This is a genomic window from Pseudomonas sp. App30 (assembly GCF_047947025.1).
Classification (GTDB): domain Bacteria; phylum Pseudomonadota; class Gammaproteobacteria; order Pseudomonadales; family Pseudomonadaceae; genus Aquipseudomonas.
Genome location: NZ_CP133165.1, coordinates 1,857,833 through 1,878,557, shown reverse-complemented (window position 1 = coordinate 1,878,557; position 20,725 = coordinate 1,857,833). Strand labels below are relative to the sequence as shown.

General features: G+C 63.5%; 13 protein-coding genes and 4 tRNA genes. 10 read left to right on the top strand and 7 right to left on the bottom strand.

Translation table 11 applies throughout. The features are described 5' to 3' along the window. Window positions 1–18: 18 nt before the first annotated feature. Both RAM80_RS08570 and folD read right to left on the bottom strand, forming a co-directional pair. Window positions 19–5,667: an NEL-type E3 ubiquitin ligase domain-containing protein gene (locus RAM80_RS08570; protein ID WP_416425832.1), complete on the bottom strand. Its 5,649-nt coding sequence runs from the start codon at window positions 5,665–5,667 to the stop codon at window positions 19–21. Between the two features lie 147 nt (window positions 5,668–5,814). After that, window positions 5,815–6,669 (bottom strand): bifunctional methylenetetrahydrofolate dehydrogenase/methenyltetrahydrofolate cyclohydrolase FolD, encoded by an 855-nt coding sequence (gene folD, locus RAM80_RS08565; protein ID WP_416425830.1) that lies wholly within the window; start codon window positions 6,667–6,669, stop codon window positions 5,815–5,817. 279 nt (window positions 6,670–6,948) lie between these two features. Between folD and RAM80_RS08560 the strand changes: the two genes are divergently transcribed. The 4 genes from RAM80_RS08560 (at window position 6,949) to RAM80_RS08545 (ending at window position 7,400) form a co-directional block, all read left to right on the top strand. Continuing rightward, window positions 6,949–7,025 (top strand) — tRNA-Arg (locus RAM80_RS08560). A gap of 32 nt (window positions 7,026–7,057) precedes the next feature. Beyond that, a tRNA-His gene (locus RAM80_RS08555) sits at window positions 7,058–7,133 on the top strand. Window positions 7,134–7,188: 55 nt separating this feature from the next. Then, a tRNA-Leu gene (locus RAM80_RS08550) sits at window positions 7,189–7,273 on the top strand. 51 nt (window positions 7,274–7,324) lie between these two features. Beyond that, window positions 7,325–7,400, top strand: a tRNA-His gene (locus RAM80_RS08545). A gap of 595 nt (window positions 7,401–7,995) precedes the next feature. Here the strand turns inward: RAM80_RS08545 and RAM80_RS08540 are convergent. Further along, window positions 7,996–8,127, bottom strand: coding sequence for a hypothetical protein (locus RAM80_RS08540; protein WP_416425829.1), 132 nt, complete (start codon window positions 8,125–8,127; stop codon window positions 7,996–7,998). 342 nt (window positions 8,128–8,469) lie between these two features. Between RAM80_RS08540 and tig the strand changes: the two genes are divergently transcribed. From tig to RAM80_RS08510, 6 genes are all read left to right on the top strand, one after another. Continuing rightward, window positions 8,470–9,780, top strand: a complete 1,311-nt coding sequence (tig, locus tag RAM80_RS08535) for a trigger factor (protein WP_416425828.1) — start codon at window positions 8,470–8,472, stop codon at window positions 9,778–9,780. A 91-nt stretch (window positions 9,781–9,871) separates the two neighbouring features. Beyond that, window positions 9,872–10,513 (top strand): ATP-dependent Clp endopeptidase proteolytic subunit ClpP, encoded by a 642-nt coding sequence (gene clpP, locus RAM80_RS08530; protein WP_416425826.1) that lies wholly within the window; start codon window positions 9,872–9,874, stop codon window positions 10,511–10,513. Window positions 10,514–10,620: 107 nt separating this feature from the next. Then, entirely contained in the window at window positions 10,621–11,904 is a 1,284-nt protein-coding gene (gene clpX / locus RAM80_RS08525; RefSeq protein ID WP_416425824.1) for an ATP-dependent Clp protease ATP-binding subunit ClpX, read from the top strand. Window positions 11,905–12,054: 150 nt separating this feature from the next. Beyond that, window positions 12,055–14,451 carry an endopeptidase La gene (gene lon, locus RAM80_RS08520; protein ID WP_416425823.1) on the top strand — a complete coding sequence of 799 codons (2,397 nt, stop codon included), beginning with the start codon at window positions 12,055–12,057 and terminating at the stop codon, window positions 14,449–14,451. 149 nt (window positions 14,452–14,600) lie between these two features. Beyond that, entirely contained in the window at window positions 14,601–14,873 is a 273-nt protein-coding gene (locus RAM80_RS08515; RefSeq protein ID WP_166359462.1) for an HU family DNA-binding protein, read from the top strand. A gap of 207 nt (window positions 14,874–15,080) precedes the next feature. Further along, the gene (locus RAM80_RS08510) at window positions 15,081–16,955 is read left to right on the top strand and encodes a SurA N-terminal domain-containing protein (RefSeq protein ID WP_416425820.1); all 1,875 of its coding nucleotides are present in this window, start codon (window positions 15,081–15,083) and stop codon (window positions 16,953–16,955) included. Window positions 16,956–17,121: 166 nt separating this feature from the next. Here RAM80_RS08510 and cobF read toward each other — a convergent pair whose 3' ends face one another. From cobF to RAM80_RS08490, 4 genes are read right to left on the bottom strand one after another with little or no spacing between them, the layout of a single operon-like run. After that, complete coding sequence (cobF, locus tag RAM80_RS08505) at window positions 17,122–17,880, bottom strand: precorrin-6A synthase (deacetylating) (protein WP_416425818.1); 759 nt, start codon at window positions 17,878–17,880, stop codon at window positions 17,122–17,124. Between the two features lie 10 nt (window positions 17,881–17,890). Beyond that, complete coding sequence (locus RAM80_RS08500; protein ID WP_416425816.1) at window positions 17,891–18,652, bottom strand: ABC transporter ATP-binding protein; 762 nt, start codon at window positions 18,650–18,652, stop codon at window positions 17,891–17,893. Continuing rightward, window positions 18,649–19,677, bottom strand: coding sequence for a FecCD family ABC transporter permease (locus RAM80_RS08495; RefSeq protein ID WP_416425815.1), 1,029 nt, complete (start codon window positions 19,675–19,677; stop codon window positions 18,649–18,651). Before RAM80_RS08495 ends, RAM80_RS08500 begins: the two co-directional genes overlap by 4 nt. Then, window positions 19,677–20,699, bottom strand: coding sequence for an ABC transporter substrate-binding protein (locus RAM80_RS08490; RefSeq protein ID WP_416425813.1), 1,023 nt, complete (start codon window positions 20,697–20,699; stop codon window positions 19,677–19,679). The genes RAM80_RS08495 and RAM80_RS08490 overlap by 1 nt, the downstream gene beginning before the upstream one ends. Between the last annotated feature and the right edge of the window lie 26 nt (window positions 20,700–20,725).

The following is a 20,725-nucleotide window of genomic DNA, read 5'->3' as shown; positions in this document are numbered from 1 at the left end:
GGTTTTTTTGTGTTCAGGTTATGGATTGTCCTGCTGGTTGGTGAGCTGCATGACCAGCTTGCGTTCGTTGGCCAGCAGCCGCTGGTCGAGCTTCCTGATGCGCTCGCCGATCTGCTCCATGGTCTCGTCCGGGTAGCGGTCGGTGAGCGCCAGCACCTGCGCCTCGTAGTCGTTGCGCAAGCCCTGGAAGCGCTCGGCTTGGGTTTCGCGCAGGTAATCAGTCCAGAACGATTGGTCGGCGGCAAAGTCCAGGAACGGCTGGCCCTGCTCGCCACGGCCCACTTCACTGCGGGCCAGGTTCAATTCGCCCGGGCGTAGGTCGGCCGAGCCCTCATACAGCATGCGCGACGGCGGAATCGGCAGGTCCATTTCCTGGGCGAGGTGCAAGCGGTAGGCCAGGCGCACCTCGGCTTCGTCGCGGGCGCCGGCGTTGCGCACCGCCAGGTCATCGAGGGCGTTCAGGCGGAAAAGCCGTCGCACCAGGTTTTGCAACTGCGGGCCGCGGCCCTCGCCGGTGATGGTGCGTGTGGCCTGGCGGGTGAACACCTGCACCTCCATCTGGTTGAACGCCAAGCGAATGCCGTCCGGGCAAGTGCCATGGACGGCCAGCAGTTGCAGGGGCTCTTCGGCCATGCCGTTGAGCAGCAGGCGCAGTTCATGGTCTTCGGCCGCCTGCTCCAGCACGGTCCACACGCGCCGCACCAGTTCGGGCCGGGTCCTGGTGCTACGGTAGTCGGCAGTCTGGCGCAGGCGGTTGATCAGGTTCAGCAGGTAGGTCGCAGCGGAGTCGCCCTGTACGCCGTCCCAGATCTGGCGCAGTGACGCCTCCTGGTCGAGCGCGTCGTGCAGCCAGGGTTCGGCGGAGGGCGCGTCGACTTCGGTGGACAGGCCCGGGCTGTGCAGCGAATGTTGCGAAGCGCTGGACGTGGGGCCGTCCGAGCTGTGGGACTCGCTCTGAGTCAGCTCGGCGATGTCGTCGGGCAGGTCCATGTCGAAGGCGAAGGGGCGAGAGTACGACTCCGACACATGGGCGCGACGCATGGTCTCGTGGCCCAGTGGGTTGCCACGTAGCTCGATGGTGGCGTGGCCGGTGTCGCGGCGATGGTTTTCCAACAGGTACTCGGGCAGTTCGATCAAGCCGTTGTCGCACAGGTTGACGCGCCCCAGATAGTCCGGGATGAGGCTGTCCAACCAGTGCGGCCAGGCGGTGATGCCCATGCGTTCCAGGCTCAGCAGGTCGAGATTGCGATTGCGTAGCGCCGACACCTCGCTGATGGTGCCCAGGGTGTTGCCGTCGAGGCTCAGGTGCTGTAGCTCGGAAATGCCGGCGAAGAAGTCCATGGCGGCCTGGTCTATCACCAGGCCCTGGTCGACCAGGTGCAGGCTGCGCAGGGACGGCAGCTCCAGCAGTGCCGCCGGCAAGCCGGGCAGGGGCGTGGGCGCGCCATCGATGGTCAGCCGTTCCAGTTGCGGGAAGGCCCGCAGTAGCCGGTTCAGCTCGGTGGGGCTGGTCGTAGGCTCGTTAAGCTGCAGGTCCAGCACTTCTCGGTAGAAAAAGTCTGGCAGCGTGTGGGGGAATTGCGCCGCGGCCGCGCCGTTCAATTCCAGCACCGGCGCGGCATTTTCGGCGATGAGGATGCGCCAGAACTGGGTAATGGCGTGGCCCACCGAGTGGCGCGTGGCCAGGGTCGCCTCGCTGGGCGGCGCAGATGAGCTGGAGGCGTCGCGCCAGTCGGTAACAGCGCGCTGCAAAGCCCGTTGCTGGCTGATGCTGGCCTCGACGCTGGCGCGCGGTAGGTCGGTTTCAAACGTATATCGACCGTCGGGCTGTTCGCTTTCGATGGCCGTGCGCATGGTTTCGCGGTTCAGGCGGTTGTCGGTCAGCACCAGGCGGGTGCTGCGGCCAGTGCCGGTAGGGTTCTCCAGCAGGTGGTCGGGCAGGGCCAGCAAGCGGTTGCCGCGCAGGGACACCTCGCTGGCGTGATCGAGCAGCGCCGGGCTGAACAGGTCGGGCTGGAACTCGCTCCATTCATCGCTCAGGGAGTCCAGGCCGAGGTAGTCCAGGTTCAGGTTGGAAAAATCCAGTGGCTCGTAGAAGCGGTTGCCGCTCAGGTCCAGGTGCCGGAGCTGGGCAAGGCTGCGGATCTCCCGCAGGCGCGTGCTGCCAATCGGCAGGCGCAGGTTCACCAGGCGCAGTTCGGTCAGTCGCGGGTAGCGTGAGGCGATCAGCGTCGTCCAGTCGCTGAACAGGCTGTAGGGGCCCAGGGCGCCGCCTTCGTTGATGCTCACGGCGGTGACATGCTCGAACTGGGCGAAAAATCCTTCTACGGTGTCGCGGTCGCGCTGGATCGCGTCCAGCAGGGCCAGGGACGGGCGCCGTTCAACCGGGCGGACGCTAAGCAGATCGAGGTGTTGCACGCGGTCGCGGATGAAGGTTGGCAGGTCAGGGGGAAAATCGTCGAGGTACACCGCCTCAAGACGCAGGGCGTGGCCCGCCGGGGTGGCGTGCGGCAGGCTGCTGGCGCGCCAGAATTGCTGCAGCGCCTCACCGATGCGCTGGCGGCTGAGCTGGCGTGCCGGGGAAAGGTGCTGGCTGGCGGAATCCAGTGTCCATTGGTCGAGGTGCGCCTGCAGCTGGCGTTGCTCGCCGAACAGTTGGTTGAGCCGCTGGTCGATGGCTGCCCGGTCCAGCCCCTGGGCGTAGAGCCGGTCAAGGATGCCCTGGGCGTCGGTATCCAGCGCGGCTTCCAGTTCCAGCAGGCGTAGTTTGTCCAGCAGCGATTCTTCAAGGATGATGCGCGGCGTTTCGCTCACGGGCATGCCGGCGCGGCCATCGGCCAGCTCCATGGGCGACTTGGCGCCGGGCTTGTCGGGGGCCATCTGCAGCAGCTCCTGCACCTTGCGCCTTGGTGGCAAGGACGCCTCACGCACCACGCCGATCGGCGCCGGCTGGGCGGCCGACCAGCCCGGCAGCGACGCTGCGGTGTGCTGTTGCAGCAGGGTGCTGTCCGCAGTGTTGATCGAGTCCAGGTATACCCCTTCATACGCCCTGTTCACTCGCAGCTTGGCCTGGTAGGCACGGGCCTCGTCGGCCAGGCGTGGTGGCACGCTGGCATCGCGCATCAGCGCTTGCTCGGCCGGGTTGGCATGGGCGGCCAGTTCCTCGGCGACGGAGACCGGCAGGTCGGGGAACCGGGCCCTTATCAGCGCGGCCAGTGGGTCGGTCGTGGCCTGGGTGGCCTGGTAGCGGCGGTTGAACAGTTCGGTGCGCCGCGTTGTGGCGTTTTCCAGCAGCTGCTGGCGCAGGATGAGCCTGGCGTAGGGGCCAGGCTCAGTGCCCAGCAGTGCATGGACCTCGTCGGGGTGCAAGCTGTCGAGCACCACCTGCAGCGCGTCGAGCTCATTGTCGTGAACAAGGATGGTGGTGTCGCGGGCAGCTGTGAACTGGCGGATTACCCTGCCATCCGGGCTTTCCAGGCGCAAGGCCTTGTCTGTTGGCCAGCGAGGATGTTCAGCCAGCAGCTGCAGCAGCAACTGCGGATCGGCCGGTGGCTGCTGGGCTTCGAGCTGGGTGATGACGGTGTCCAGGTCCTGGTCGAGCTTGAAGCGTTGCAGGGTGTCCTCCAGCAGCGCTGGCGGCTGTTCAGCCTCGGCCAGGCACAGGCGCAGCGTCGCTTCGTGGGTGTCGCTGACGCGCATGATGCGCCCGGCCGTGGTGTCGGAAATGCCGTCGGTTACGGGCCCCAGCTTGCGGAACAGGTCCGGCCCCTGCCAGGTGTGTGGCGTGTCGGCCTCGCTGATCCAGCTGCCCTTGCCGTTGGTGCGCAGCGGCGGCTCATAGCCGCCTGCCTTGCCAGGGTGCGCCAGCCGGTAGGGCAGGCCATCCTCCGGGGCCTTGACGCAATAGACGCCGTCGTCGCGCTTGAGCCATTGCTTGCCCTCATGGTTGTACAGGCCCTGGTTGTCAGGCCTTGCCGAGGCTGGCAGTTCGACCTCGTGCTGGTAAGGTGCGATGTCAGGCTTCCACAGCCGTGTGACGCCGTTGGGCAGGGGGATCTGCTTTAGCGTGCCGATGACTTTGGGCAACACGTATTGGCTGGCGATGTAGCCCGCGCCGGCGAAGGCGGCCAACATGGCGACGTTTTCCGCCACGCCCAGGAAGTGGCCAATGGCGGCTTCCTTGTCGCCTTCCAGCAGGCTCTCGAAGCCTTCAATGGTGTTCCAGCACAGCTCAACGGCGGTCATCACCAGTAGCGCTTCGCCAAGGCCGGGTACGAAGAACGCGGCCACGTTCAGGGCCATGAAGAATCTGCCCTTGAGGTAGTCGGCGTGCTCTTGCTGGCTCTTGCGGTCCTCGGCTTCGGTGGTGACCAGGTGAAACAGGGCGTCATCCTTGAGGGTGTTGACCTTGTGCCGCACCAGTTCCTCTAGCAGGAAGTCCTCGAACGCCGTGGCCCTGGCCTTGATGTCGGCATCAGGGTCGCTGCCCGCGACCCAGCGTTGGTTGGCGTTGTCCCAGGCCTTGGGGTGCAGCGCCGTGTCCAGTTGGTGAAACAGCGTGGCGCGCTCGCGGGCCGGTACGAAGCGGGCGAGAAACTGCAGGTAGCCAGGCTTGAACAGGTTGGCGCGCAGGGCGCTGACGAACGCCGGGACCGAGGGGTAGGTTTTCAGCGGGGTGAACGGGTCGTCCGGTAGGTAGGCGGTCACGCGCACCGGCTGGTCTGGCAGGGTGCTGCGCTCCCGGACCAGGATGATGCCCTTGAGCACGGTCTTGAACAGCCGCAGGGAATGGCAGCGGCTGGAACTCTTGTTGTGCGCGACCTTGATCATGTCCTCGTGGGTGGCCGGGTCGATGTCCCCCTTCATGTAGGCGATGTGGGTCTGCAGCAGCAGCGATGAGCGCTCGAACAGCTTCATCTGCGCCGTGCTGTTGGCCAGTGCGCTGTCGGGGGCGTCGCCCGGACGATAGGTCCAGTTCAGCGCCACCTGGATGCGCTCCTGGTAGCGCTGGCCCAGGTCCAGTTCGCGGCACAGCTGGGCGAAGGCGTGGGCGGGAATGCCCACCGGCGTGCCGCTGATGGTGAGGTTGTCGATGCTGAAAGCCATGTAGATGTCGGCCTTGAGGTCGCCGTTGTCCATGCCGTGGCGCTCGGCGTCCTTGGCTTCGAAGTTCTGCATGGCGGCCTGCAACAGCGTGGAGGTCGCCGCGTGCATGGCCTGTTCGCGACGTGCCTTGCGGTCGGCATTGAAGGTCGCGAGGTCGACGTCGGCTTCGTGGCCGAACTCGTAGGTCGGCGGCACGACCACGCGTTGGGCGTTGAACAGGAAGGTCTGGGTGCTATCGATGTCTTCATCGAAGCGTCGCTTGATCGCCTGCTCCAGCAGGGGGCGGGCGAAGGCCTCGGGGGATGGAATGCGCGCCATGATGGCGTTGACCTGCTCGCTGTCGTGGCGGTGCAGCCTGTGCGCCTGCTGGAATTGCGCCACCACGTCCGGCATCTCCCGCAGGGCCTTTTCGTACCAGGTCATGGGCGGCAGGGGCTTGCTCTTGATGGCGGCGTGGAGGTCCGGATGGACCTTCTCCATCCAGCCTGGCAATTGCCGCTTGAGCAGTTCGTAGTGAGGGGTGGTGCGGATATCGAACGTCGATGGGGTGTCGCGCAGCATGGTCATGGCCCTTTGGCTGGTTCAAAGGGCGGCATTGTGTTTTTCCTTGCCGGGGCAAGGGTGCTCAATAGTTATGGGTGGCGCAGGTATAAAAAAACGCCGCACCCGGTGACGGCGTGCGGCGTTTTTTCATGGCAGGGCAATCACTCAGGCATGCAGCGTTTCGCAGGCATACAGGGTGTTTTCCAGCAGGCAGGCGCGGGTCATGGGGCCCACGCCGCCCGGCACCGGGGTGATCCAGCCGGCGCGGGGCAGGGCGGTGTCGTACACCACGTCGCCAACCAGCTTGCCGTCTTCCTGGCGGTTGATGCCAACGTCGATGACGATGGCGCCTTCCTTGATCCACTCACCCTTGACCAGGCCAGGCTTGCCGGCGGCCACCACCACCAGGTCGGCACGGCCGACGTGGCCGGCCAGGTCCTTGGTGAAGCGGTGGGTGACGGTGACGGTGCAGCCGGCCAGCAGCAGCTCCATGGCCATGGGGCGGCCAACGATGTTGGACGCGCCAACCACGACCGCGTTCATGCCGTACAGGTCCTGGCCGGTGCTTTCCAGCAGGGTCATGATGCCTTTCGGGGTGCACGGGCGCAGCAGCGGAATGCGCTGGGCCAGGCGGCCGACGTTGTAGGGGTGGAAACCGTCCACGTCCTTGTCGGGGCGAATGCGCTCCAGCAGCTTGGACGCGTCCAGGTGCTCGGGCAGCGGCAGTTGCAACAGGATGCCGTCGATGTCGGCATCGTCGTTGAGGCGGTCGATCAGGCTTTCCAGTTCCAGCTGGGTGGTCTGTGCAGGCAGGTCGAACGCCTGGGACAGGAAGCCGACCTCTTCACAGTCTTTACGCTTGTGCGAGACATATACCTGGGAGGCAGGATCGCTGCCGACCAGGATCACGGCCAGGCCCGGGGTGCGCAGGCCTTGCTGGCGGCGCTCGGTGACCCGTTGGGCGATCTGCTGGCGCAGGCTGGCGGCGATCGCCTTGCCGTCGATTAGTTGTGCAGTCATGTCGCGTGGTTAACCATCGAGAGGGAAGAAAATGTGTGCGCATTCTCGCACGCCGGGCGCGATGGGCAAAGGCGCTTGGTCCGACGATTCCGCTAAGCCCTTAAATAAAATGAATTTTTTGCAGAAAAAGATTGACGACCCTACCGACCGTCTATAACATTCGTCGCACTTGTCGGGCAGAGCCTAGCACTGGTGAAGAAGGTCAGGCAGAGTTGAGTATTTAACTCCGCAGGACTGAAGCTTAAAATTTGTAGTCGTCACAGAATGCAGATTAAATAAGCGCCCGTAGCTCAGCTGGATAGAGCATCCGCCTTCTAAGCGGATGGTCGCAGGTTCGAGTCCTGCCGGGTGCGCCATTAGGCAGCTTTGGCACAAGTAGCGCAATATGGTGGGCGTAGCTCAGTTGGTAGAGCACAGGATTGTGACTCCTGTTGTCGTGGGTTCGATCCCCATCGTCCACCCCATATTTCGAAAGGCGCCTGATGAAAGTCTGGCGCCTTTGCTTTAAAAGCTTCACATGCGGACGTGGTGAAATTGGTAGACACACTGGATTTAGGTTCCAGCGGCGCAAGCTGTAAGAGTTCGAGTCTCTTCGTCCGCACCATTCAAGCTGTATCGCCCCGTTTGTAGTGGGGCACTGCAACACCGTTTTATGGTGGGCGTAGCTCAGTTGGTAGAGCACAGGATTGTGACTCCTGTTGTCGTGGGTTCGATCCCCATCGTCCACCCCATATTTCGTGAAAAAGGCGCCTGATGCGAATCAGGCGCCTTTTTTGTTTGCGTGAGATTAAGTGTGACTTGATCCTTCGTCTCACGCCGTCAGGCCATGGTGCAGCGCAAAAACTGTGGCAGCAACTGTCTTGTGGGAGCTGGCTTGCCAGCGAGCTTTTATGGCCCCAACAGCTCGCTGGCAAGCCAGCTCCCACAGGATGTAGCAGCTGCCGCAAGGCGGCGTCGCGCCGCGTGGGCGGCGCTCGATCTCAAGAGCGGTAGAAGAATCAGGGCCTGCCCCTTTGAGGCATGGCGCGATTTCACCCCGGCTGTGGCGGGGAGGGGGCTGAAGGTCCCCGCTGGGGATTGCGTCGCGCTCACCGGATGCTCGCCGATGTTGTTTAGTTGCTGTTGGGATCGAGCGCCGCCCGCGCGGCGCGACGCAGCCTGGCGGCAGCTGCTACATTCGTGGCAACGTGCCATGGCCTGGTGGAGAGGCGTCGCTGGCCTTGTCTGCCCGCTTTGGGTCAATGGGCGGCAGGACTTTTCACCAGCCACAAAAAAGCCCGCCTTCCATCGAAAGGCGGGCTTTTTCATTCATTCAACGATCAACGATCAACGATACCAGCCGCGGTGGTAGCCGCCACCGCCATGGCCGTGGTCCGGGAAGATGATGCACCCGGAAGTGCTGAGGATGGCGACGGCTGCCAGGGCTGCCACGGTAAGTTTGGTGAGTTTGTTGAACACGGTTGTCTCCTGATGTCGGGGGTAATGCGCCCGTTCTGATGTATCAGACATCGAAATTTTGTAACTGTTTGTCTACGAACGTAAATATTTTGCAAAGATCCGCGTGCGCGATATCAGTGCGTGGTGTTCGTGGAAATGCCGTCGGTCGCATGGCCGAGGGCGCTGAAAACACCGTCCATGGCCCTGCCAAGCCCTTTGCAGGCGGGCTTTTGCGGCGGTTTTTCCATTCCTTGTTTCAAGCTGTCTTGCACAGGGTGACTTCTTGTGTTCGACCCTCTAGAATGCATGCCCTTGATTGGGGTCGGAAATGGCCGGCTAACGTCTGTGCAACGAGGAAAATCCATGCAAGTTTCTGTTGAAAACACTTCCGCTCTCGAGCGCCGCATGACCATCGGCGTGCCTGCCGAGCGCATCGAGACCGAAGTCAACAAGCGTCTGCAACAGACTGCCCGTCGCGCTAAGGTTCCAGGCTTCCGTCCTGGCAAAGTGCCGATGAGCGTGATTCGTCAGCGCTACGAAGATTCCGCACGTCAGGAAGCCCTGGGCGACCTGATCCAGGCGACTTTCTACGAAGCCGTGGTTGAGCAGAAGCTGAATCCAGCCGGTGCCCCGGCTGTAGAACCTAAAGTGTTCGAAAAGGGCAAGGACCTGGAATACATCGCTACTTTCGAAGTATTCCCAGAGTTCGCTGTCGCAGGTTTCGAGTCCATCAACGTCGAGCGCCTGAGCGCCGAAGTGGCTGATGCCGACCTGGACAAAATGCTGGAAGTGCTGCGCAAGCAGAACGTTCGCTTTGAAGCTGCCGACCGTGCCGCTGCAAACGAAGACCAGCTGAACATCGATTTCGTCGGCAAGATCGACGGCGAAGCCTTCGCCGGTGGTTCGGCCCAGGGCACCCAGCTGGTGCTGGGTTCCGGCCGCATGATTCCAGGCTTCGAAGAAGGCCTGGTGGGCGCCAAGGCGGGTGAAGAGCGCGTGCTGACCCTGACCTTCCCAGAGGACTACCAGAACCTGGACCTGGCCGGCAAGGCCGCCGAGTTCACCGTTACCGTCAACAGCGTTGCCGCACCGACCCTGCCTGAACTGAACGAAGCCTTCTTCAATCAGTTCGGCATCAAGGAAACCGGTCTGGAAGGCTTCCGCACCGAAGTTCGCAAGAACATGGAGCGCGAACTGCGCCAGGCGATCAAGACCAAGGTGAAGAACCAGGTCATGGACGGCCTGCTGGCTGCCAACCCGATCGAGGTGCCAAAGGCCCTGCTGGAAAACGAAGTGAACCGCCTGCGCGTTCAAGCCGTTCAGCAGTTCGGTGGCAACATCAAGCCTGATCAACTGCCGGCCGAGCTGTTCGAAGAACAAGCCAAGCGCCGCGTGGTACTGGGCCTGATCGTCGCCGAAGTGGTCAAGGCCAACGAGCTGAAGCCGGACGAAGCCCGCGTACGTGAAATGATCCAGGAAATGGCCTCGGCCTACCAGGAGCCAGAGCAGGTCGTGGCGTGGTACTACAAGAACGACCAGCAACTGAACGAAGTCCGTTCGGTTGTGCTGGAAGAGCAAGTTGTGGATACTGTTCTGCAGAAAGCTAGTGTGACCGACAAAGCGGTCTCCTACGAAGAAGCAGTCAAGCCGGCCGAAGCACCACAAGCCGACTGATTCCTTCCAGCGTTGGAACACCACCATAAGCCAGCCTTCGCGCTGGCTTATGCGTATTCAAGACTTGACTATTTGGGAGTGAGTGCGAGACATGTCCCGCAATTCTTATATTCAGCACAGTTCTGACATCCAGGCCGCTGGCGGCCTGGTCCCGATGGTTGTCGAGCAATCGGCTCGTGGCGAACGCGCCTACGATATCTACTCGCGCCTGTTGAAAGAGCGAGTGATCTTCCTGATTGGCCCGGTAGAAGACTACATGGCCAACCTGGTGTGCGCGCAATTGCTGTTCCTCGAAGCCGAGAACCCGGACAAGGATATCCATCTCTACATCAACAGCCCTGGCGGCTCGGTCACTGCGGGCATGTCGATCTACGACACCATGCAGTTCATCAAGCCGGACGTGTCCACCACCTGCATCGGCCAGGCCTGCAGCATGGGCGCCTTCCTGCTGGCCGGTGGTGCCAAGGGCAAGCGTTACTGCCTGCCGAACTCGCGTGTGATGATTCACCAGCCACTGGGCGGTTTCCAGGGCCAGGCGTCGGACATCGACATTCACGCCCGCGAAATCCTCTCGATCCGTCACCGCCTGAACGAGCTGCTGGCGTTCCACACCGGCCAGACCCTCGAGCAGATCGAGCAGGACACCAATCGTGACAACTTCATGAGCGCCGACCGCGCGGCCGAGTACGGCCTGGTCGACTCCGTGATCAACAAGCGTCAGATGCCTGCCTAAGCGGAGCAAATGCCAGGTGGTTGGCACAACCAGCCACCTGTGGACTTGAAAAACCCCGCGATTGCCTTCATCTTGTGTTGCAAGCCTATCGGATTTGGATCGATCGAATGACTGACACCCGCAACGGCGAGGACAACGGCAAATTGCTCTATTGCTCCTTCTGTGGCAAAAGCCAGCATGAAGTGCGCAAATTGATTGCCGGCCCCTCGGTCTTTATCTGCGACGAGTGCGTCGACCTGTGCAACGACATCATCCGCGAGGAGGTGCAAGAAGCCCAGGCCGAGAGCAACGCGCATAAATTGCCTTCGCCCAAAGAAATCAGCGGCATCCTTGATCAGTACGTGATTGGTCAGGAACGCGCTAAAAAGGTTTTGGCGGTAGCGGTGTACAACCACTACAAGCGCCTCAATCAACGTGACAAGAAGGGTGACGACGTCGAGCTGGGCAAGAGCAACATCCTGCTCATCGGCCCGACCGGTTCGGGCAAGACGCTGCTGGCTGAAACCCTGGCGCGCCTGCTCAACGTACCCTTCACCATCGCCGACGCCACCACGCTGACCGAAGCGGGTTATGTCGGTGAAGACGTTGAGAACATTATTCAAAAGCTGTTGCAGAAATGCGACTACGATGTCGAGAAGGCCCAGATGGGCATTGTCTACATCGACGAAATCGACAAGATCTCGCGCAAATCCGACAACCCGTCCATCACCCGCGACGTGTCGGGCGAGGGCGTGCAGCAGGCACTGTTGAAGCTGATCGAGGGCACCGTTGCCTCGGTACCGCCACAAGGCGGTCGCAAGCACCCTCAGCAGGAGTTCCTGCAGGTAGACACCCGTAACATCCTGTTCATCTGCGGTGGTGCGTTCTCGGGCCTGGAAAAGGTCATCCAGAACCGTTCCACGGCTGGCGGCATCGGTTTCAACGCCGAAGTGCGCAGCAAGCAGGAAGGCAAGAAAGTGGGCGAGTCCCTGCGTGAAGTCGAGCCTGACGACCTGGTCAAGTTCGGCCTGATCCCGGAATTCGTGGGTCGTTTGCCGGTGCTGGCCACCTTGGACGAGCTCGATGAGGCTGCCCTGGTGCAGATCCTGACCGAGCCCAAGAACGCCCTCACCAAGCAATACGCCAAGCTGTTCGAGATGGAAGGCGTGGACCTGGAATTCCGTGCCGACGCGCTGAAATCCGTGGCCCATCGTGCGCTGGAGCGCAAGACCGGTGCCCGTGGCCTGCGTTCCATCCTGGAAGGCGTGCTGCTGGACACCATGTACGAGATCCCTTCGCAGACAGACGTCAGCAAAGTGGTGATCGACGAAAGCGTCATCGAAGGAAAGTCCAAGCCACTGTTAATCTACGAAAACAGTGAGACGCCGGCCAAGGCTGCGCCAGACGCATAAGTCGTACTGCGGCTTGAAACAGGAAGGGGCCTTCGGGCCCCTTTGCTTTTCCTGCCCCGCAGCGCTTGTTTTTTTTGGGGGCTGCCCCCACATTGACTACAAGCTCAATTCCACTGTCTACGGCCCTAGGGCCGCTGTAGAGGCGAAATCATGAAGACCACCATCGAATTGCCTCTCCTGCCATTGCGTGATGTCGTCGTGTATCCGCACATGGTGATCCCGCTGTTCGTGGGGCGCGAGAAATCCATCGAAGCCCTCGAGGCCGCGATGACGGGTGAAAAGCAGATCCTGCTGCTGGCCCAGAAGAATCCTGCCGACGATGATCCAGGCGAAGACGCCCTGTATCGCGTGGGTACCGTTGCTACCGTGCTGCAACTGCTCAAGCTGCCTGATGGCACCGTCAAGGTGCTGGTCGAGGGCGAGCAGCGCGGCACCGTCGAAAGTTTCATGGAAGTTGACGGCCATTGCCGCGCCGAAGTGCAGCTGATCGACGAAGTCGATGCCCCGGACCGCGAGTCCGAAGTGTTCGTGCGCAGCCTGCTGGCCCAGTTCGAGCAATACGTGCAGCTGGGCAAGAAAGTCCCTGCCGAAGTCCTGTCCTCGCTGAACAGTATCGATGAGCCTGGCCGCCTGGTAGACACCATGGCCGCGCACATGGCGCTGAAGATCGAGCAGAAGCAGGAAATCCTCGAGATCATCGACCTGTCCGCCCGGGTCGAACACGTGCTGGCCCTGCTGGACGCCGAAATCGACCTGCTGCAGGTCGAGAAGCGCATTCGCGGCCGCGTGAAGAAACAAATGGAGCGCAGCCAGCGCGAGTACTACCTGAATGAGCAGATGAAGGCCATTCAGAAAGAGCTCGGCGACAGCGACGAAGGCCACAACGAAGTCGAAGAGCTGAAAAAGCGCATCGACGCCGCCGGCCTGCCCAAGGATGCCCTGGCCAAGGCCACTGCCGAGCTGAACAAGCTCAAGCAGATGTCGCCGATGTCGGCCGAGGCCACCGTGGTGCGTTCCTACATCGACTGGCTGGTGCAAGTGCCGTGGAAGGCCCAGAGCAAGGTGCGCCTGGACCTGGCGCGCGCCGAGGACATTCTCGACGCCGACCACTACGGCCTGGAAGAGGTCAAGGAGCGCATCCTTGAGTACCTCGCCGTGCAGAAGCGCGTGAAGAAGATTCGTGGCCCGGTGCTGTGCCTGGTAGGCCCGCCTGGCGTGGGCAAGACCTCGCTGGCCGAGTCCATCGCCCATGCCACCAACCGCAAGTTCGTGCGCATGGCCCTGGGTGGCGTGCGTGACGAAGCCGAGATTCGTGGCCACCGCCGCACCTACATCGGCTCCATGCCTGGCCGCCTGATCCAGAAGATGACCAAGGTAGGGGTGCGCAACCCGCTGTTCCTGCTGGACGAAATCGACAAGATGGGCAGCGACATGCGTGGCGACCCGGCGTCGGCGCTGCTGGAAGTGCTCGACCCCGAGCAGAACCACAACTTCAACGACCACTACCTGGAAGTCGACTACGACCTCTCGGACGTGATGTTCCTCTGCACCTCGAACTCCATGAACATCCCGCCAGCGCTGCTGGACCGGATGGAAGTGATCCGCCTGCCGGGTTACACCGAGGACGAGAAGATCAACATCGCCACCAAGTACCTGTCGCCCAAGCAGATCACCGCCAACGGCCTGAAGAAGGGTGAGCTGGAGCTGGAAGTGGCGGCCATCCGCGACATCATCCGCTACTACACCCGCGAAGCCGGTGTGCGTGGCCTGGAGCGCCAGATCGCCAAGGTCTGCCGCAAGGTGGTCAAGGAACACGCCCGCGACAAGCATTTCTCGGTGAAAGTGACCTCCGACTCGCTCGAGCACTTCCTGGGCGTGCGCAAGTTCCGCTACGGCCTGGCCGAGCAGCAGGACCAGATCGGCCAGGTGACTGGCCTGGCGTGGACCCAGGTGGGCGGCGAACTGCTGACCATCGAAGCCGCCGTGGTACCGGGCAAGGGCCAGCTGATCAAGACCGGTTCGCTGGGTGACGTGATGGTCGAATCCATCACTGCCGCGCTGACCGTGGTGCGCAGCCGTGCCAAGAGCCTGGGCATTCCCCTGGACTTCCACGAGAAGCGCGACACCCACATCCACATGCCTGAAGGTGCCACGCCCAAGGATGGTCCAAGTGCCGGTGTCGGTATGTGCACCGCCCTGGTCTCGGCCCTGACGCAGATTCCAGTGCGTGCCGACGTGGCCATGACCGGCGAGATCACCCTGCGTGGCCAAGTGCTCGCAATCGGTGGCTTGAAGGAGAAATTGCTGGCTGCCCACCGTGGTGGGATCAAGACTGTGATCATTCCCGAAGAGAACGTGCGTGATTTGAAGGAAATTCCTGACAATATTAAGCAGGATCTTCAGATTAAACCGGTTAAATGGATTGACGAAGTGCTCCAGATTGCGCTGCAATACGCCCCGGAGCCCTTGCCCGATGTGGCTCCGGAGATAGTCGCGAAGGACGAGAAACGCGACACGGATTCCAAGGAAAGAATCAGCACGCACTAGCACGTATTTCGGCCGGGGGGCCTTCCTTGACAGCTTTTTCAGGCCCTTGTTATAAAGCGGCACTTACCGGTGTCAGCAGCCTCCCGGCACAGTTTTAGCTTTACCACATACTTAGAAACAAACTCATATAGATATAAGGGGACTTAAGAGTGAACAAGTCGGAACTGATTGATGCTATCGCCGCATCTGCTGATATCCCGAAAGCTGTAGCTGGCCGCGCGCTGGACGCAGTTATCGAATCCGTCACTGGCGCTCTGAAGGCTGGCGACTCCGTGGTACTGGTAGGTTTCGGTACTTTCTCTGTGACTGACCGCCCAGCTCGCGTTGGCCGTAACCCACAGACTGGCAAGACCCTGGAAATCGCTGCTGCCAAGAAGCCTGGCTTCAAAGCCGGCAAAGCACTGAAAGAAGCGGTAAACTAAGCCTTTCACGCCTTTGCCCGACCGGGGCGGGAAAAATTTCCGACCTGGAAGCGGAGCAGCCATTGAGCTGGTCTCAAGCCGACGCACGGCGCCGGCGCTTGCTCCGCCTGTTACGAGAAGGCGCATCCTCGGATGCGCCTTTCTTCTATCCGGATTCTACCCACTCTCCGCGGTTGCTTAATCAGTACAACCGTTTCTGGGGGACGCATGCTGCAGAATATCAGGGACAATTCACAAGGCTGGATTGCCAAGACCATCATCGGTGTCATCGTTGCCTTGATGGCACTGACTGGCTTCGATGCCATTTTCAAAGCCACCAGCCACACCGCCGACGCGGCCAAGGTCAATGGCGACGCCATCACCCAGAGCGAGCTGGCCCAGGCGGTCGAGTTGCAACGCCGCCAGCTGATGCAACAGCTGGGCAAGGATTTCGACGCCTCCATGCTCGACGAGAAGATGCTGCGTGAAGCGGCCCTCAAGGGCCTGATCGACCGCAAGCTGCTGATCCAGGGCGCTACCGATGCCAAGTTCAGCTTCTCGGAAGCCGAGCTGGACCAACTGATCCTGCAAACGCCTGAATTCCAGGTGGACGGCAAGTTCAGCGCCGATCGCTTCGATGCCGTGATCCGCCAGATGGGCTACTCGCGCCTGCAATTCCGCCAGATGATGGCCCAGGAAATGCTGGTCGGCCAACTGCGCGCCGGTGTCGCCGGCAGCAGCTTCGTCACCGACGCCCAGGTGCAGGCCTTCGCCCGCCTGGAAAAGCAGACGCGCGATTTCGCCTCGCTGACCTTCAAGGCTGACCCGTCGGCCATCAAGGTCACCGACGATGAAGTGAAGAAGCACTATGACGAGCACGCCAAGGAGTTCATGAGCCCCGACCAGGTGGTGATTGACTACATCGAGCTGAAGAAGTCGTCGTTCTTCGACAAGGTCACCGTCAAGGACGAAGACCTGCAGGCCGCCTACAAGGCCCAGACCGCCGCGCTCACCGAGCAGCGTCGTGCCGCGCACATCCTGATCGAGGTCAACGCCAAGACCACCGACGCCCAGGCCAAGGCCAAGATCGAAGAGATCCAGGCGCGCCTGGCCAAGGGTGAAGACTTCGCCAAGCTGGCCAAGGAATTCTCCCAAGACCCGGGTTCGGCCAACAATGGCGGTGACCTGGGCTACGCCGGCAAGGGCGTCTACGACCCGGCCTTCGAGACGGCGCTGTACGCGTTGAACAAGGACCAGGTATCGGCGCCGGTGCGCAGCCAGTTCGGCTGGCACCTGATCAAGCTGTTGGGTGTGGAGGCTCCTCAGGCGCCTACCTTCGCCAGCCTGAAAGACAAGCTGACCCGTGACGCCAAGACCGCCCAGGTCGAGCAGATGTACGTGGACGCTGCCAAGAAACTGGAAGACTCCTCGTACGAAGCCTCCGACCTGGTGCAGCCAGCCGCTGACCTGGGCCTGAAGGTCCAGACCTCCGCGCCGTTTGGCCGCGAAGGTGGCAGCGAAGGTGTGACCGCCAACCGTGCCGTGGTGCAAGCCGCGTTCAGCCCGGAAGTGATGGACGAAGGCGCCAACAGCTCGGCCATCGAGCTGGACCCGGAGACCACCGTGGTGGTGCACGTGCGTGAACACCGCAAGCCGGCGCAACTGCCGCTGGAAGCTGTGTCCGACGCGATCCGCAAGCACCTGGCGCAGGTCAAGGCCAGCGAGCAGGTCAAGGCCAAGGTCGATGCCCTGGTGGCCGGCCTGCGCGACGGCAAGGTCCCATTGGCGGCGACGCAGGAAGGCCAGGCCTGGAAAACCCAGGAAGCCGTGTCGCGTAGCCAGGAAGGTATCGATCCGACCGTGCTGCAAGACGTATTCCGCATGACCAAGCCCGTGGGCAAGGACAAGCCGGTCTACGACAGCGTCAGCCTGTCCGATGGCAGCTACGTGCTGGTCCGCCTGAACGGTGTCAACGAAGCTGCTGCCGCCAGCGATGCCGAGAAAGCGCAATACCGCCGCTTCCTGGCCTCGCGTGCTGGCCAGCAGGACTTCGCGGCCTACCGCAAGGCGCTGGAAACCAAGGCGGATATCACGCGCTACTAAGCCGTGATGCCCACCTGAAAAAGGCCGCGCAAGCGGCCTTTTTCATTTCCCGGCCGCAATACCGCCTCGCCTGTACCGCCCCGTAGCAGCGGCCGCAGGCCGCGTCCCCCAGCGCCACGGTCTTCCTGGAATACCGCACCGCCCTGGACGCCGCCTGCGGCAGCTGCTACGGGAGGGTGCGCTTCAGCAGGTAGGTGTCCATGATCCAGCCGTGGCGCAGCCGTGCCTGGTCGCGCACGTGCTCGATCTGGTCGGCCACCTGGTCCAGTGGCCCGGCAATCAGGATCTCATCGGCGCTGCCCACGTAGGCGCCCCACCAGATATACAACCCCTGGCCACGCAAGCGGTTGAAGGCCTGATGGGCGTCCAGCATCACCACCTGGCTGTCACCGGCACCCAATGCATCGCTCAGCTGCCGCCCCGGGCTGATGCGCACCGAGCCACCGATCTCGTTCAGCGGCACCCGATGGGCTGCGGCCAGCGCCTGCACGGCGGTGATGCCGGGTATCACCTGGTACTCGAACACCTCACGGCCGGCGGCCAGGATCGCCTGCAAAATCCGCAGGGTGCTGTCGTACAGGGCCGGGTCGCCCCACACCAGGATGCCCGCGCACTGGCCATCGGCGACTTCATCGGCGATTAGCCGTTCGATCAGCCGCTGCTTGTCGTCGTTGAGCTGCTGCACCGCACCCGCATAGCTGTCGCCGTCAGGCCCGCGCGGCGGGTTGTCGGCTTCCACCATGCGCCAGGGCCGCTCGGTGGCCAGGCGCGTGCACAGGTCACGGCGCAGGTCGTTGAGCCCGTGCTTGGCCGGGCCCTTGTCGAACAGCAGGAACACGTCGACGCGGTTCAGCGCCTTCAGCGCCTGCAAGGTCAGGTGGTCAGGGTTGCCGGCACCGATGCCGATGACCAGGACGGTTTTCATGGGCCATGCCTCAGGGCAGGTATTGAATGTGCGGGCGGCCATGGTGGGCGGAGGGGCTGACCACGCAGCGCACGCCGTAGACCTGGGCGACCCGCTCGGCGGTGAGGACCTGTTCCGGGCTGCCGCTGGCCACCACCCGGCCCTGTTGCAGCAGCACCAGGCGGTCGCAGAACATCGCGGCCAGGTTCAGGTCATGCAGGGCCATCACGCAGGTCACCGGCAGGCCCTGAATCAGTTGTAGCAGCTGCAGCTGGTGTTGGATATCCAGGTGATTGGTGGGCTCGTCCAGCAGCAGTTCGCTGGGGCCCTGGGCCAGGGCACGGGCGATCTGCGTGCGCTGGCGTTCGCCCCCCGACAGGCTGTGCCAGCTGCGCAGCCGCAGGGCGCCCAGGCCGGTGCGCGCCAGGGCCTGCTCGACGATGGCCTGGTCTTCCTGGGTCCAGGCCGACAACGCGCCGCGGTGCGGGGTGCGGCCCAGGCGCACGATGTCCTGCACGCGAATGTCCACCTCGGTGCCGGCGTGCTGTTCCACCAGCGCCACGCGCCGGGCCACGGCCTTGCGCGGCCATTGCGCCAGTGGGCGGCCGTCGAGGCTGACGCTGCCCTGGCTGGGCGTGCGCAGGCCGGCCAGCAGGCGCAGCAGGGTCGATTTGCCGGAGCCGTTGGGGCCAATCAGGCCCAGGGTGCCCTGGGCGGGCAGATCCAGGCTGATGCCGTCGATGATCACCTGGCCGTCGACGCTCCAGCCGACGTTGTCGGCGCGCAGGCTCATGGCGCCGCCCGGTTGCGGTAGAGCAGGGCGGCGAACACCGGCGCGCCGACCAGGGCGGTGACCACGCCAATGGGCAGCACCTGGCCGGGCACGATCAACCGTGAGGCGATGTCGGCCAGCACCATGAAGTTGGCGCCGATCAGCACGCAGGCCAGCAGCAGCCGCACGTGCCGCGGGCCTACCAGCAGGCGGGCGATGTGCGGCACCACCAGGCCGACGAAACCCACGGCGCCGACGATGCTCACCAGGGTGGCGGTGATCAGCGCCGTCACTCCGAACAGCAACCAGCGCAGGCCCGCCACCGGCACGCCGAGGCTGGCGGCGGCGTCGTCGCCGAAAACGAAGGCATCCAGGGTGCGCGCGCAGTACAGGCACACCAGCAGGCCGGCGCCCACCACCGCAGCGGCCAAGCCGACGTCCGCCCAGCGCACGCCGCCCAGGCTGCCCAGCAGCCAGAACATCACGCTGCGCGCCTGTTCGGCGTTGGCCGAGGTGGAGACGATCCAGGCGGTCAGGGCGTTGAACAGCTGCGCGCCGGCCACGCCGGCCAGTATCACCTGGGCCGGGCCGCCGCGGATGCCGGTGGCCAGCAGCACCACCAGGCCGAACGCCAGCGCGGCGCCGAGGAAAGCCCCCAGGGATATGCCGATCAAGCCGCCGCCCAGGCCCAGCAGCATCACCAGCACCGCGCCGGTGGAGGCGCCGGCGCTGATGCCCAGCACGTACGGATCGGCCAGGGCGTTGCGCAGCAGCGCCTGCAACACCGCGCCGCACAGCGACAGGCCAGCGCCGCAGCAGGCGGCCACCAGCGCGCGGCTCAGGCGGTATTCCCAGATGATGCCCTGCTGGATCCGCGGCACCTCATAGGCACCCAGCCCCAGGCCGTTGAGCAGCGCCTTGAGGGTCACGGCCAGGGGAATGTCCAGCTCACCCAGGGACACCGCCAGGGCAATCGACAGGCCCAGGCTGAGTAGCGCCAGCAGAGCCAGCGCCCAACGGCGGAGGCCGGAACTTTCCAGTCGCATCAAGGCGCCTTGCCCGTGTCGGCCAGGCCCTTGGCGATCTGTTCGATGGCGTCGACCACGCCCATGGACGGGTTCAGGGTGTTGGCGTCGACCACGATCAGGCGGCCGTTGCGCACCGCCTTGAGTTCGCGGGTCACCGGGTCGTTGCGCAGGAAGGCCAGCTTCTTCTCGACGTCGTCGGCGGGGTAGAGGCGGCGCTGCATGCGCGCCAGCACGATCACGTCGGGGTCACGGGCGGCAATGCTCTCCCAGCTCACCCCGGGCCATTCCTCATCGCTGTCGATGACGTTGCGCAGGCCCAGCACCTGGGAGATATAGCCCGGCGCACCGTGCTTGCCGGCCACCCACGGGTCGCCTTCCAGGCGCGTGCTGGAGAACCAGTACAGCACCGACAGCGGTGGGTGCGCGGTGGCGTTGGCCAGTTTCACGGCGGCCGCCACGCGTGCATGCAGGTGTGCGCTGAGGGCCTGGCCGGCGGCGGGCACGTCGAAGATGGTCGCCAGTTCGCTGATTTCCTTGTCCACCAGGGCCAGGGAATACAGCTGGCTGCGGCTGCCATCGGCGTTGGAGGTGGCGGTCACGCCCTTGCCGTCGCAGTCGCTGGGCGACACGTAGGAGGGGATACCCAGCTTCAGCAACTGCTCGGGCGTCGCCACCTCGCCCTGGGGGCCGATGTGGTAGGTGTACTGCGCCACGACGATGTCCGGCGCGGTCTTGGCCACGGCCTCGAAGCTGGGGGCGTTGTCGGCCAGGCGCGGCACCTTGGCGCCGGCGGCCGCCAGCGACGGCGGCAGCGGCCCGAACCACACGCCGGTGCCGACCATGCGCGGGCCCAGGCCCAGGGACAGCAGCAATTCAGTGCTGGCCTGGCCCAGGCTGACCGCCCGTTGTGGTGGGGCGTCGATGCGCACGCTGTGGCCGCAGTTCTGCACGGTCAGCGGGTAGTGGCTGGCCGGCGCGGCGGCTACGGCTGAGGCGGCGGATAAAGACAGGCAGGCAAAGGCAAGGCGGCGTAACAGCATGCAGCGGCTCCCGGGATGGCGCGTCC